Genomic DNA, 13,801 nt, shown 5'->3' with positions numbered 1-13,801 from the left:
GGTAAGTAATGAGCGTATTAATTAATAAAGATACCAAAGTAATTTGTCAGGGTTTCACTGGCGCCCAGGGTACTTTTCACTCTGAACAAGCTATCGCTTACGGTACCAAGATGGTTGGTGGTGTAACGCCGGGTAAAGGCGGTCAGACGCACCTTGGTCTGCCGGTATTTAACACAGTACAAGAAGCAGTTGATGCTACCGGCGCCACGGCATCTGTTATTTATGTACCTGCACCATTTTGTAAAGACTCAATTCTGGAAGCGGCAAATAGCGGTATTCAGTTAATTGTGTGTATTACTGAAGGCATTCCTACCCTGGATATGCTGGACGCTAAAGTTAAGTGTGACGAATTAGGCGTTACCCTGATTGGCCCTAACTGTCCGGGCGTTATTACGCCGGGTGAATGTAAAATTGGTATTATGCCAGGTCACATTCACAAGCCAGGTAAAGTCGGTATAGTGTCACGTTCTGGCACCCTGACGTATGAAGCGGTTAAACAAACTACTGACCACGGCTTCGGCCAGTCTACCTGTGTTGGTATCGGTGGTGACCCGATCCCGGGTTCAAACTTTATCGATATTCTGAAGTTATTCCAGGAAGACCCGAAAACTGAAGCTATTGTGATGATCGGTGAAATCGGTGGTTCTGCAGAAGAAGAAGCGGCTGCTTATATTAAAGAGCACGTGACTAAACCTGTAGTTTCTTACATTGCTGGTGTTACCGCGCCTGCAGGTAAGCGGATGGGCCATGCCGGTGCTATCATCTCTGGTGGTAAAGGTACCGCAGCAGAGAAATTTGCTGCACTGGAAGATGCCGGTGTTAAAACCGTAAAAAGTCTGGCAGATATCGGCCAGGCCCTGAAAGAACTTACTGGTTGGTAACAGCCATTACCTGTTCTGAAAAAACCGCCTGAGGGCGGTTTTTTTATGGGTAATTACCGGTACATCGCAACTTTTACTGTTTGAATGGCCGGCAAAGCTGAATTTTTCGTTGCAATTCGTCTGACAGCCACTAGTATAGATTCAGGTGTCGGTTGAACTTTGGCAAATTTGCGTTGTCCGTCGCCGCCGCAAAATATAATAAAGAATATAATAAGAAAACTATCAGGAAGCCCATATGAAAAATTTTGCTCCATTTACCAGGAAGAAACCACTGTCACTTGCCGTCAGCTGCGTACTGGCATCATCAATGTTCAGTCTGCAAGCGCAGGACCAGACCGATGAGACAGAAAAAGCCGAAGAGAAAACCGAACGCATTCAGGTGGTCGGTTCACGTATTCGTAGCGATGGTCTGGATCAGGCCGCGCCGATTGAAGTTATTAACGCCAGTGTCGCGGCCAGCCAGGGTATCAGCAACCTGGGTGAATTGTTACGTAACTCTACAGTGGCAGCGGGTTCTAACCAGATCACTGCTGCAGCTTCAACTGCTTTCGTAACCGAAGGTGGTACCGGCTCTGAAAGCATTTCATTGCGGGGCTTAGGTGCCAACCGTACTCTTATCTTATTAAATGGTCGTCGGGCAGGCCCTGCCGGTACCCGCGGTCAGGTATCTTCATTTGACCCGAACGTGCTGCCACTATCAGCTATTGACCGGATTGAAATCTTAAAAGATGGTGCTTCATCGTTATACGGTTCTGATGCTGTTGCCGGTGTTATTAATATTATTACCAAAAAAGGCGATGATAGTTCAGTAAACTTCAATACCTCACAACCGAGCGAAAGTGGTGGTGAAAACTACCAGTTGAATGCTACCTATGGCCGGACTTTTGGCCGCGGCTCGTTCCGGGTAGTGGGCGATTATAAAATGCAGGAAGAGCTGGCTCAGGGCCAGCGCAGTTTCTTTAATTGTGCCGAGCGTTATATTTTTGACCCGGCAACAGGTGAGCGGGCAGACCCGATTGATCCGCGTACCGGCAATTATCATTGTAATGATTTATTGTGGGGCCATGTCTGGTTATATGATTACCAGGGAGAGGGAGGCAACGTGCCGGCTGGTGCCAAGGCCCAGTATGATTACGATGGTGATTTAGCTAACTATATTCCGGGTTTTGCGTCAGATCCGACTAATCCGGACTTTATGGTCACGCCGCCAGGCTGGTTCCCTGTCGCCTATGACCGCGCTTCTGACGCGGTAGCCAATGCTGACCATCCATTTCAGGATTTGCAGACGTTAACACCGGAAAATGAGCTGATTACTGCTTATGCTCAGGGTGATTATGAACTAAGCGACAGCGTTATGTTGTACGGTGAAGCCTTGCTAAACCGTCGTACTACCAAGACTAACGGTTACCGCCAGTTCTGGAGCTATAAATATAACGAAGACTTCTTCGCTGGTGACTCACAAAGCGCCGGCTGGACCGGGGCGCAGTGGTTAAGTCCGACGGCCATCACCGATCACTCAGGTGATAAAATCACTGTTGATTATCGTCGCTTTGTCTTAGGCTTAAATGGTGACTTCGGTAACTGGTTCTGGGACCTTTCTTATCAGGACAGCCACAGTGATGGTGATTATCAGTCGGATTTAATTTACGAAGATGCCATTACGCCATATAACTTTGCTTCCGGTTCTTGTGCTGGTGAAGTGACCCCTATTCGTGGTGTGCCTTGTGTCGATGTACCCTGGTTAGACCCGCAGTTCCTGGCCGGTAATATCACCGGTGAAGTACGGGATTTCCTGTTTGGTGAGCAAACAGGTAATACTGTTTATAAACAGCAGACACTGGAAGGTTATATCACCGGTGATGTATTTGAATTACCTGCCGGTCCTGTTGGGGTTGTATTAGGTGGCAGTTACCAGCGCGATTCAATTAAAGATACCCCAGGTGTAGAAACCCTGCGTGCGAATACCTGGGGCCAGACTTCAGCTGGCATTACCGAAGGTAAACATAATACTAAGGCGGTATATACTGAGATCCAAATCCCGGTGCTGCGTGATCTGCCTTTGGTAGAAGCGTTGGATTTCAATGTTTCCGGTCGTTATACCGATGTATCGTCTTATGGCAGTGACAATACTTATAAAGCCGGCTTAAACTGGCAGATTGGTCAGGGCTTCCGCCTGCGGGCATCGCGTGGTACTTCATTCCGTTCACCGGCGTTGTTTGAACTATATCTTAATAACCAAACCAGTTTTGTTGGCCAGCGGGCGATTGACCCTTGTATTAACTGGGGTGATGGCTTAGAAGCAGGGACTACTCTTGAGATAGTGGCAGATAACTGCGCGGCGGATGGTATTCCGGCCGATTTCGGTGGCGGTGCTATTTCTGCTACCGTTACCACAGGTGGTGGTGCGGGCCAGCTGGAAGCTGAAACCTCAGTTGCGAAGACCATTGGCTTAGTCTGGTTACCTGAGTTTGCTGATTTCAGTGCGTCAATTGACTATTTTAATATTGAAATAACTGGTGAGGTGACCAATTTAAGTGCAGGTCAGATTGTCGGTAACTGTTATATTTCAGACACTTTTGGTACTGAACCACTTTGCAGCCAGTTTGATCGTGATCCAACTGATTTAAGAATAACTGATGTGCGTGGTGGTTACCTGAATATTGCCACTCAGGTTAACCGTGGTATCGACTTACAACTAGGTTATACCACAGATACGCCAATAGGCCAGTTAACTGCGACCTATCAGCATACCCGGCAGTTAGAAGCTTCAGAGCAATTATTTGCGACCAGTGAACCAACAGACAGAACCGGTGAGGTTGGTAGTCCAGAAGATGTGGGTAACTTATCAGTTGCGTTGGACTACGAAGACTGGACATTTAACTGGACAGCTCGTTACATAGGCGAAGTGTCAAATGGTGAAAATATTACCACAACCTATCGTGGTGAAGACGTTAGGATCGTTGTTGATGCTGATGCGGTAATTTATCATGCATTCTCGGTGACTAAGGACTTCAGCGATGCAGGTATTGATTTCACCTTTGGTGTGGCTAATGCGTTTGATAAAGAGCCACCTAAAGTAAGTGCTAGCGCGCGGGTTAGCCGTTTAGGTACTTCAGCTTTCTACAGTCAGTATGACTGGTTAGGTCGCCGCTTGTTTATGAATGTGTCATATTCGTTCTAATCCTAGTTCGAGTTAGCTTAAAAAATGCCGACGCAAGTCGGCATTTTTATTTACAGCGCAGGCACAAACGGGGTAAAACCATAGTTCAACCTTTCTGGTTGCTTTACTCTGATTCAATGTGAAAAATAAAGAACAATAAAAGAGAGTGACATGCCTACTATCCGTGCCAAACCCGACACGTTAAATGATATTAATACTAATTATTCGCAATCTGAGCTTAAACAGCCGGTGTTCCTGAATTCCGTACCAAAATGCGGAACCCACTTGCTGAAAAATATATTCAGAATGTTTGTGCCGGTAGTACAACAATATGATCAGCAGTTTATTCAAATTCCTATTTTGCACCAGCATTTAGCCGCATTCAGCGCCGCGCAACCGAAACTTAGCTGGGGCCATTTATTGTTTTCAGACAGCTCAGCTATTGCCCTGAAAAATGTCCGGCAACTGGTTATTGTCCGTGACCCTTACGACTGGGTGCTGGCCCGGGCGCGTTTTTTTCTGTCTGATACTTTTCAGGGCTCGATGGATCATTTAAAAGGCGGCAAAGTATCAATAGAGCAAATGCTGAATATGATGATTTTTGGTATTTACCAGAAAGCACCGACCCTGAATGAAATTTACACGCATAACGCAGTGGCCTGGTTAGGTACTGGCAGCAAGTTAGTGCGCTTTGAGGATGTGATTACTCATCTGAAAAAACTGGACACCCCGCAGGCAGAAGATTTTTTTACGGACTTGTTGCAGCCACTGGGCTTAGCTGAGCTACCAGCAGACTGGCGGGAGCGTGTTTTAGCCGGCGCTGATAAAGAACAAAGCGGTACCTACCGCGAAAATCTGGCCGGACAAAAAGTTGAGTTACCCTCAGTATTGCCCGATATGCAAAAGCAATTGGTTGAATATGCAGCGCCGGGTTTGCGTCGTTTACTGGGTTACTTCTAAACATATAATAATAAGCAACTTGTCGTGGAGCACACAATGCAACAACGAAAAGTACTGATTGTCGGTGGTGGTTCAGCTGGCTGGATGACTGCCGCCTATCTGAATGGGGCGCTTAACAAACAGGGCACCGAACAGAATGTGCTGATTGAACTGCTGGAGTCACCCGATATCCCGAGAATTTCAGTAGGTGAAGCGACGATACCGTCAATGCGCCATTTGCTGGCGGTGGTCGGGGTAGATGAGCGGGAGTTTATGCAGGCGACCGATGCTACCTTTAAACAATCGATAAAGTATTGTAACTGGGTGCATAACGACAACAGCTTTTACCATCACCCTTTTACCAGTATGCGGGTGCAACCCATCGACCGGGCAGGCAGTGACTGGTTGCAAAGCGATCGCAGCATCCCATTTATGGAGACCTGCTCAGCACAGCCAATTATTTGTGAAATGGGCCTTGCCCCGTTGATGCTGGGTAAATGGGATATGGGCTCGCCGCTTAATTATGCCTATCATATGAACGCCCAGAAATTTGCCGACTACCTGCGGGATTTTTCTACCGCGCGTGGCGTAGTGCACACCCTGGCAAACCTGACAGACGTTGAAATGCAGGGGGATGACAAGATCGTTGCGGTTATAACCGATCAGCAGCAGCGGCTTACTGCAGATTTGTTTGTTGATTGCACCGGCTTTAAAGCCAAACTAATTGAAGAAAAGATGGGCGTCGGCTTTGAAGACTGCTCGCAGTGGTTGTTGTGTGACCGTGCTGTTATCATGCATTTACCTTATGATAAATTCTACCCTGGCATGGTCAGGCCTTATACCACAGCGACAGCATTGTCTGCCGGCTGGATTTGGGATATTCCGATGCAAAACCAACGCTCGGTAGGCTATGTCCATTCCAGTCAGTTTATCAGTAAACAGCAAGCGGAGCAGGAAATGCGGGCCTATCAGGGGCCGGGTACCGAGGGTCTGACGGCCCGATTTGTTGATTTTAAGGTCGGCCGGCGCCAGGGCAACTGGCGCGGCAATTGTGTAGCAATCGGCTTGTCGGGCGGCTTTATTGAGCCACTGGAGTCTACCGGTTTGTATCTGAGTGATTTTGGGGCCGTGCTGCTGGCAGAACACTTTCCGTATGACGATGACAGTATGCAGGTACTAGCGGGCCGTTATAACCGGCTGATGGCAAATCGTTTTTATGAAGTTCTTGATTTTATCAATATGCATTACTGCATGACCAAACGCACAGATACCGCATTCTGGCGGGAAGTTCAAAAACCAGAGCGGATAACCGAGCGGTTAAAAGCAAAACTGGCATTCTGGCGGATTAAACCGCCAAGTGCCCATGATTTTCAGGACCAGTGGTACCCGGGGATGGCGACCTCAGGCACAGATACCACATCGTCACAAACAGCAGATAGCCGGGCAGCGGTTGATACCGGCGGTTTATGGAACCATGAAAGCTATGAGTGCATATTATATGGCATGGGCTTTTTAGAGCAGGAGTGTCAGCAGCGCTATGGCCCTGAATTAGCGCCAAGTGGTGTCCATCCAGCCATTATCCAGCGCCTGCAAATGGCCAGACAGAAACTGCCGCCACATGCTATCTGGTTAAACCGGGTGTTGGATATGCCGCAATATCCAACGGCATACCGGCCAAAAGGCTGGGTGTAGCAAGACATTAAGCCGACAATGCTGCTGGCTGGCGGTTTTTTGGCTAACTGGCAATAGCTACTGTCACTGGCAGTGTTATAATGCCGGCCATTGATATCTATTTTATCTGATTTAACAAGGACATTTTATATTATGGCGGACGTTGAACATCGCCCCAGCAATTTTATCCGGCAAATTATTGATACCGATTTGGCCAGTGGCAAACATAACGCGGTACACACCCGTTTTCCGCCTGAGCCAAACGGCTTTTTACATATTGGCCATGCAAAGTCTATTTGCCTGAACTTTGGTATTGCCGACGATTATCAGGGACAATGTAATTTACGGTTTGACGATACCAACCCTGAAAAAGAAAATATCGACTTTGTAAACTCAATTCAGCAGGACGTAAACTGGCTGGGTTTTCAGTGGAGTGGTGAGGTTCGCTATTCATCGGACTATTTTGATGCACTACACGATTTTGCGGTTGAACTCATCAGCAAAGGCCTGGCCTATGTCTGCTTTCTTAACAACGAACAGATGCGCGAGTATCGTGGCAATTTAACCCAGCCCGGTAAAAACAGTCCGACCCGCGATACTTCTGTAGAAGAAAATCTGGCGCTATTTGCGAAAATGCGTGCTGGTGGTTTTAAAGAAGGCGAGTGTTCGTTGCGGGCAAAAATTGACATGAGCTCCAGCTTCATGTGTATGCGCGACCCGGTTATTTACCGGGTAAAGTTTGCCCATCATCATCAAACCGGTGACAAATGGTGCATTTATCCAATGTACGATTTTACTCACTGTATTTCGGATGCGCTGGAAGGGATCACCCATTCCCTTTGTACCCTGGAATTCCAGGATAACCGCCGTTTGTATGACTGGATCCTGGATAACATCAGTATCAAATGCCACCCACAACAGATTGAGTTTTCGCGCTTAAATCTGGAGTATGCAGTTATGAGTAAGCGTAAACTGCAAACGCTGGTAGAGCAAAAAGTGGTTAATGGCTGGGATGACCCAAGAATGCCAACCATTGCCGGTTTACGCCGCCGTGGCTACACGCCGGGTTCCATTCGTGAGTTTGCCAGACGCATCGGTGTAACCAAGCAAGACAATGTCATTGAAATGAGTGCTCTCGAGGCCTGTATCCGCGAAGATTTAGATACAGCAGCGCCAAGGGCAATGGCGGTATTAGATCCGCTGAAAGTAACCATTACTAATTATCCGGCTGACGGCATTGAGTGGCTTGATTCACCCAACCATCCGAAAGATGACAGCATGGGCAGCCGCAAGTTGCCATTTGGGCCGGTTGTGTTTATTGACCGGGCTGATTTTCGGGAAGAAGCGAACAAAAAGTATAAGCGCTTGGTGCTGGGCAGCGATGTGCGGTTACGCAATGCTTACGTTATTCATGCGGACGAAGTGCTGAAAGATGCCGACGGTAATATTGTCGAGCTAAAATGCAGCTATTTGCCGGAAACGCTGGGCGAGAACCCGGCCGATGGCCGCAAAGTACGTGGCGTTATTCACTGGGTAGAGGCTGCGCATGCATTGCCGGCAGAGTTCCGGGTGTATGACCGCTTGTTCAGTGTGGCAAATCCTGCGGCAGCTGAAGATTTCCTGATAGTGATTAACCCTGATTCGCTGGTGGTTAAGCACGGCTATGCTGAGCCCTCGCTGGCCACTGCAAAAGTTGAGCAGGCTTATCAGTTTGAACGGGAAGGGTACTACTGTGCTGACCGTGACTCTGCTGCTGACAAGCTGGTGTTTAACCGCACTGTCGGGCTGCGGGACAGTTGGGGTAAATCTGAAGAGTAAGCGCTACAACGTGTAATTAAGACAAAGGCCACTTAGGTGGCCTTTGTTATTTAATATATTAGCGTAGTGACTTATTTTTTAAGCAGCACACCAATACCAATTATGGCAGCCAGACCACCGGCAACCAGATACCAGACTGCATTGTCTGTCGGGCTGCCTGTTACAAACTCTGTCACTTCAGAGGCAGCAGAGTTATATGCGTTGTAACCAAAATAAAGTAGTACCGCACCCACAACTAATAACGCTAAACCAATAATTTTATTCATAACGTTCTCCTTTGTTATCCACACCAGTCTAGCTAAAAATTTAATGAAAGCAAATCAGTATGTTATTTAAATGAAAAAATCCGGAAATAAAACCAGGCTTCAGACTGGTGCTCTCCGGGCTCTTTGTTACCGGCCCGCCAGCAGGGCGAAGCAGCGAATAGAATGTATTAAATATCATTGTTTTGTCACAGTTTAGTTGGGCAGTATGATCTAATCATTGTTACACTTTGTACCTTCATATTATCCAACAACACCATTGCTGCTGAAGTCAGTACAGGAACCCGGAGAGAACACTGTGGCAAAAATGTCTGGTCTTATACTGTTTGGATTACTGATAGCAACTGGCTTTTATGCAAAAGCAGAATCAGTGCGTTACCCTGCGATAGCCAATCAACAGGATCCGCGTTCCGTATACCCGCTGGCTTTGTTAGAGCAGGCATTATCTTACGCTGACACCCGTTATCAGTTACAAAGCTCGGATGAACCGATGTCAAAATCGCGCGCTATGGTTTTCTTGCGTGAAGGCCAGGAAATTGAAGTACTCTGGACCATGACCTCAATTGAACGGGAGCTGGAGCTATTACCTATCCGCATCCCAATCTTCAGAGGGTTAAGTGGCTACCGGGTGTCATTAATTCATCAGGATAACCACGACGCTTTTGCTGCCAGGCATGCGGCTGTCACAATCCGACGTTTACTGTACGCTCAGGGGCACGACTGGGTAGACACTAAAATTCTGCGTTTAAACGGTTTTAAAGTAATGGATGCGGCCCGGTATGAAAATCTGTTTTCGATGTTGCAGCGGCGCCGGGTTGATGCGGTACCGCGCAATGTGCTGGAGATAACCGATGAAGCTGTGATACTGGCGCCACAAAGTATCGTGATTGAACAGAACTGGTTAATTCATTACCCTGCAGCCAGCTATTTTTTTGTCAGATCAGACAATGAAAAACTGGCAGGGGATATCAGGCAAGGGCTGGAGAAAATGCTGGCCGATGGCGCCTTTGAACAATTGTTTCAGCATTTTTTTGCAGGCCAGCTGGCAGAACTAAAACTGCAACAACGGCAACTTATCGAATTGGAAAATCCGTTATTACCGGCACAAACTCCGTTGCAAGACCATCGACTCTGGTATCATCCTCCAAAGTGAGTTAATGCTTATCAGAGGTCAGGTATGGAATTGTTTTTTGCCGTGTTGTTTTTTGCATTTTCTACCACAATAACGCCCGGACCCAATAACGTGATGATCATGTCTTCCGGCGTTAATTACGGAATTAAACAAAGTGTGCCGCACTGGTTAGGTATATGCCTCGGTTTTCCGCTGATGGTGTTGCTGGTCGGGTTAGGCTTCGGTGTGATTTTTGACCGTTATCCTCATTTACATCAGTTGATTAAAATTGCCGGCACAGTTTATTTAATCTGGCTGGCGTGGCGCATTGCCAGTGCCCGGCCCGAGACTATTGCTACCGGTAAAAGTAAACCTTTTAGTTTTTTACAGGCAGCCTTGTTCCAGTGGGTTAATGGTAAGGCCTGGGTTATGGCATCTGGTGCGGTGGCAGCATTTACTTCAGTAACCGGAGTGTACTGGTATCAGGTAATGATGATTACCCTGGCTTTTTTACTGGTAGCGTTTCCATGTGTTGGTATTTGGCTGGTATTTGGTGCCGGCTTACGTAAGGTGTTGACACAGCCACTATTTCAGCGAATGTTTAACATTTTTATGGGGTTGATTCTGCTGCTGTCGGTGATTCCGGTGATTATTGAGATTTGGCGTTACTACTTCACAGCAGTGAGTTAAGCCTGCTAAGGTAACGCTTATGAAGGGTACTGAAGAAAAAATAAAGCTGGAACATGAGGCAGCCCGGATTTTCATGCGGCTATATCAACAGCGTTTCGGCATTAAAATGCGTCATATCTGGCACAATGAACCGGCAAGGCCAGATGTCTCCTGTTATTACGAGAACAATAAACTGGATTTAGAAATTGCCCACTTGTACGGTAGCGAAGTCGAAGCCATGCATATTCTGGGCAGGGCTATCAGTGCTGAAACCCACCGCGAGCTGATGGCATTACTAAGAACGCCGCCAGAGCACAGGCTACTAACTGCGTTAAACCGGATTATCAGTAGTAAAGCTCAGAAACACTACCAAAGTGACAATGTCTGGCTGGTTATCCGCAATGCTAATCCGTTGTGGAGCCGGCAGGATATGCTGTCGCACTGCAGCAAGCTACATATGCCGAAGTCTCATCCTTTTAACGAAATCTGGCTGGTAGGTGATATGGCTGGGGAGTCTGGCATATTGCCATTATATCCGCCAATACTACGACAACAGGAAAGCGCACAATGCTAAGCTTCTATCGGGCTATTGCCAGCAAGTTACAGCCGTTACAACCACTGTGGTTACTACTGGCATTGGCCAGTTTGTGTTGGCTGGGTTATTTATTGCTGCTGGCACCGGTTGAGGTAAGTCAGCGTTGGCAGTTAACCGCATTAGTCAGTTTCGCCTTTGTGCTTAATATGTTGCTAATGACGCTGTTATTTGCGCATCCGTCACCCCCTGCAGTAGCCTCAGATTTTTGGGGAAGACTGCAAAATCGTTTACGGCATATTCTGCAGTACAGCCTCGCCTGGCTGGTAACGATTTTATTTCTGATTATTATATGGCTGTTCCTGCGCATTGCACTGGGTATAATAGCGCCGTTACTATTTTAAGCATAAGACAGGCAGCCCATTGCGACAACTAAACCAAACTGATGAACGCCGGTTATGGCGAGTATTCTGTTCAGTAGTGGATAACTTTGGTGACATTGGCATTTGCTGGCGCTTAAGCCGGCAGCTGGTGGCTGAGCACGGTATCAGGGTGCAACTGCTGGTTGATGATTTACACAGCTTTCAACGAATTTGCCCGCAAATATCTCCGGCACTCAGTGGGCAGGTAGCAGAGGGAGTGGAGGTATTGTATTGGCCACCCGAACACAGCACACAGTTGAACTGGCAGCAGTTACCACCAGCTGCAGTGGTGATTGAAGCACTGGCATGTACTATTCCTGAGGCATACAAACAGCAAATGGCCAGGCAACTACCCGCGCCGTTATGGCTAAACCTGGAATATCTGTCAGCAGAGCTTTGGGTTGAGGGCTGTCATGCGCTCAGCTCGCCCCAGGGCCAGCATGCCCTTAACAAATACTTTTTTTTCCCGGGCTTTAGCAATAAAACCGGTGGTCTGTTATATGAGCAGCACTTACCACAGAAACTCGACCAATTTATCGCTGATAAAGCTGCTCAGCAGGCATTCTGGCAGAAATCAGACATTGTGGCTGACGCGTTTCAGCTTAAAATTTCGCTATTTGCTTATAGTCATAGCCAGCTGAATAGCCTGTTGCAACAATGGCAGCAGTTGCCGGACAACGTATTGTGCATTATTCCGCACGGCGAGCTGGCCGACGAGTTGAGTAAGCAGTATCCGCAGCTGCAGCGTGCAGGGCAGCTGCAACTGGGTAATCTTTGTTTGAAGCTAATGCCGTTTCTGGCCCAGCCAGACTATGATTTGCTGCTGGCTGCCTGTGATGTAAATTTTGTCAGAGGTGAAGACTCCATTATCCGGGCGCACTGGGCGGGCCGGCCCTTTGTCTGGCAAATATACCGTCAGCAGGAAAATGCCCACCTGGTTAAGCTGCAGGCTTTCCTTGACCGTTATTGTCAGCAAATGCCGGCGCAGTTGGCTGACGCCATCCGGCAATTTTATCTGGCCTGGAATACAGATAGTGAACTGACAGTAAGCTGGCAAAAAATTTATCCATTACTGCCGCAAATTGAAGAGTATAACCGGCTGTGGCGCCAGCAATTACTGGCAAATGGAGATCTTGCCAGCAACCTCGTGCACTTTGCCGAAAAAAAATTTATAATAACGCCCAATTTTTCCCAACAATGAAGATATTTCAATAATGATGAAAACAGCCCAAGAACTGCGCGCTGGCCAGGTAATTATGGTTGGCACCGAACCGATGGTAATTTTAAAGGCCGAGTTTAATAAATCAGGTCGTAACTCTGCTGTCGTTAAGATGAAAATGAAAAACCTGCTTAACGCCCAGGGTATGGAAACGGTATACCGCGCCGATGACAAGTTTGAGCAGGTATTACTGGAAACCAAGGAAGTAACTTACTCTTATTTCTCTGATCCGATGTACGTGTTTATGGATTCTGAGTATAACCAATACGAAATTGAAGCTGAGAACATGACTGAAGCGTTGAAATACCTGACCGACGGTATGGAATGTTCAGTGGTATTCTATAACGAGCGGGCAATTTCTGTAGACCTGCCAACCGTCGTCGTACGGGAAGTGGTTTATACCGAACCTGCTGCCAAAGGCGATACGACCGGTAAAGTAATGAAGCCAGCGAAGCTGGATACCGGCTTTGAGTTAATGGTTCCGGCCTTTGTCGATATTGGTGATAAGATTGAAATTGACACCCGTACTGACGAATATCGCAGCCGCGCGAAGTAATTTCGTTCGTTAACGATAACAAAGGGCGCGTTCTGCGCCTTTTGTTGTTTTACAGCCCATAACAGGATTGCACTGTGACCAATAATGACGTGTTACGCCGCTTGCGGTATGCCTTTGAATACAATAACAGCACCATGAGCGATATTATGGCTCTCGGTGGTCAGACACCCAGCCGCGAACAAATGATTAGCTGGCTGAGTAAAGATGACGATAGTGAATTCGGGGCGATGGCCGATGTTGATCTTGCCCGTTTTTTAAATGGCCTTATTGTTCACAGGCGGGGCCGAAAAGATGGGCCACAACCAGAGCCTGAGCAACGGCTTAATAATAATATTATTTTGCGCAAGCTGAAAATTGCCCTCGATTTTAAAGATGACGATATTCTAGAGGTGATGACATTGGCAGATTTCCGGCTGAGTAAACCGGAATTAAGTGCTTTTTTCCGCCGGGCCGATCATAAGCATTTCCGGGCATGTCAGGATCAGGTGCTGCGGAATTTTATTAAAGGTTTACAGCTAAAATACCGGCCTGGTATCGATGCTGAATCACAGGAGTAAGCT

At 47.4% G+C, this 13,801-nt stretch carries 13 protein-coding genes; 12 read left to right on the top strand and 1 reads right to left on the bottom strand.

All coding sequences use genetic code 11. The features are described 5' to 3' along the window. Nucleotides 1–8 precede the first annotated feature (8 nt). The 5 genes from sucD (at nt 9) to glnS (ending at nt 8,469) form a co-directional block, all read left to right on the top strand. Nucleotides 9–881, top strand: a complete 873-nt coding sequence (sucD, locus tag CRO03_RS01785; RefSeq protein ID WP_097109848.1) for a succinate--CoA ligase subunit alpha — start codon at nt 9–11, stop codon at nt 879–881. 235 nt (nt 882–1,116) lie between these two features. Next, complete coding sequence (locus CRO03_RS01780; RefSeq protein WP_097109847.1) at nt 1,117–4,062, top strand: TonB-dependent receptor domain-containing protein; 2,946 nt, start codon at nt 1,117–1,119, stop codon at nt 4,060–4,062. A 150-nt stretch (nt 4,063–4,212) separates the two neighbouring features. Then, nucleotides 4,213–5,001, top strand: coding sequence for a hypothetical protein (locus tag CRO03_RS01775; protein WP_097109846.1), 789 nt, complete (start codon nt 4,213–4,215; stop codon nt 4,999–5,001). A 36-nt stretch (nt 5,002–5,037) separates the two neighbouring features. Beyond that, nucleotides 5,038–6,672 (top strand): tryptophan halogenase family protein, encoded by a 1,635-nt coding sequence (locus tag CRO03_RS01770; RefSeq protein WP_097109845.1) that lies wholly within the window; start codon nt 5,038–5,040, stop codon nt 6,670–6,672. Between the two features lie 132 nt (nt 6,673–6,804). Continuing rightward, complete coding sequence (glnS, locus tag CRO03_RS01765) at nt 6,805–8,469, top strand: glutamine--tRNA ligase (protein ID WP_097109844.1); 1,665 nt, start codon at nt 6,805–6,807, stop codon at nt 8,467–8,469. A 71-nt stretch (nt 8,470–8,540) separates the two neighbouring features. On the opposite strand, the gene CRO03_RS01760 is transcribed toward glnS, so the two are convergent. Beyond that, entirely contained in the window at nt 8,541–8,735 is a 195-nt protein-coding gene (locus CRO03_RS01760; protein WP_097109843.1) for a DUF3185 family protein, read from the bottom strand. A gap of 295 nt (nt 8,736–9,030) precedes the next feature. On the opposite strand from CRO03_RS01760, the gene CRO03_RS01755 reads away from it, so the two are divergent. The 7 genes from CRO03_RS01755 to CRO03_RS01725 all read left to right on the top strand — a co-directional run bounded on the left by CRO03_RS01755 (nt 9,031) and on the right by CRO03_RS01725 (nt 13,798). Continuing rightward, complete coding sequence (locus CRO03_RS01755; RefSeq protein ID WP_170948911.1) at nt 9,031–9,885, top strand: type 2 periplasmic-binding domain-containing protein; 855 nt, start codon at nt 9,031–9,033, stop codon at nt 9,883–9,885. A 24-nt stretch (nt 9,886–9,909) separates the two neighbouring features. After that, nucleotides 9,910–10,533, top strand: a complete 624-nt coding sequence (locus CRO03_RS01750; protein ID WP_097109841.1) for a LysE family translocator — start codon at nt 9,910–9,912, stop codon at nt 10,531–10,533. 19 nt (nt 10,534–10,552) lie between these two features. After that, on the top strand, nt 10,553–11,086 hold the full coding sequence (locus CRO03_RS01745; protein WP_097109840.1) for a hypothetical protein: 534 nt from the start codon (nt 10,553–10,555) through the stop codon (nt 11,084–11,086). Beyond that, nucleotides 11,080–11,448: a hypothetical protein gene (locus CRO03_RS01740; RefSeq protein ID WP_097109839.1), complete on the top strand. Its 369-nt coding sequence runs from the start codon at nt 11,080–11,082 to the stop codon at nt 11,446–11,448. Before CRO03_RS01745 ends, CRO03_RS01740 begins: the two co-directional genes overlap by 7 nt. 19 nt (nt 11,449–11,467) lie before the next feature. Continuing rightward, nucleotides 11,468–12,667 (top strand): elongation factor P maturation arginine rhamnosyltransferase EarP, encoded by a 1,200-nt coding sequence (gene earP, locus CRO03_RS01735; RefSeq protein ID WP_097109838.1) that lies wholly within the window; start codon nt 11,468–11,470, stop codon nt 12,665–12,667. Nucleotides 12,668–12,680: 13 nt separating this feature from the next. After that, entirely contained in the window at nt 12,681–13,241 is a 561-nt protein-coding gene (gene efp / locus CRO03_RS01730) for an elongation factor P (RefSeq protein WP_425426969.1), read from the top strand. Nucleotides 13,242–13,315: 74 nt separating this feature from the next. After that, the gene (locus CRO03_RS01725; RefSeq protein ID WP_097109837.1) at nt 13,316–13,798 is read left to right on the top strand and encodes a YehS family protein; all 483 of its coding nucleotides are present in this window, start codon (nt 13,316–13,318) and stop codon (nt 13,796–13,798) included. Nucleotides 13,799–13,801 lie beyond the last annotated feature (3 nt).

Source organism: Arsukibacterium tuosuense (assembly GCF_900215315.1).
Classification (GTDB): Bacteria; Pseudomonadota; Gammaproteobacteria; order Enterobacterales; family Alteromonadaceae; genus Alishewanella; species Alishewanella tuosuense.
The sequence above is the reverse complement of the archived record's forward strand: the minus strand, read 5'-3'. Positions and strand labels throughout refer to the sequence as shown.

What these genes read in the sequence shown, in the direction of transcription:
- sucD (WP_097109848.1), top strand. Translation starts at nt 9, where the DNA reads ATGAGCGTATTAATTAATAAAGATACCAAAGTAATTTGTCAGGGTTTC.
- CRO03_RS01780 (WP_097109847.1), top strand. Translation starts at nt 1,117, where the DNA reads ATGAAAAATTTTGCTCCATTTACCAGGAAGAAACCACTGTCACTTGCC.
- CRO03_RS01775 (WP_097109846.1), top strand. Translation starts at nt 4,213, where the DNA reads ATGCCTACTATCCGTGCCAAACCCGACACGTTAAATGATATTAATACT.
- CRO03_RS01770 (WP_097109845.1), top strand. Translation starts at nt 5,038, where the DNA reads ATGCAACAACGAAAAGTACTGATTGTCGGTGGTGGTTCAGCTGGCTGG.
- glnS (WP_097109844.1), top strand. Translation starts at nt 6,805, where the DNA reads ATGGCGGACGTTGAACATCGCCCCAGCAATTTTATCCGGCAAATTATT.
- CRO03_RS01760 (WP_097109843.1), bottom strand. Translation starts at nt 8,735, where the DNA reads ATGAATAAAATTATTGGTTTAGCGTTATTAGTTGTGGGTGCGGTACTA.
- CRO03_RS01750 (WP_097109841.1), top strand. Translation starts at nt 9,910, where the DNA reads ATGGAATTGTTTTTTGCCGTGTTGTTTTTTGCATTTTCTACCACAATA.
- CRO03_RS01745 (WP_097109840.1), top strand. Translation starts at nt 10,553, where the DNA reads ATGAAGGGTACTGAAGAAAAAATAAAGCTGGAACATGAGGCAGCCCGG.
- CRO03_RS01740 (WP_097109839.1), top strand. Translation starts at nt 11,080, where the DNA reads ATGCTAAGCTTCTATCGGGCTATTGCCAGCAAGTTACAGCCGTTACAA.
- efp (WP_425426969.1), top strand. Translation starts at nt 12,681, where the DNA reads ATGATGAAAACAGCCCAAGAACTGCGCGCTGGCCAGGTAATTATGGTT.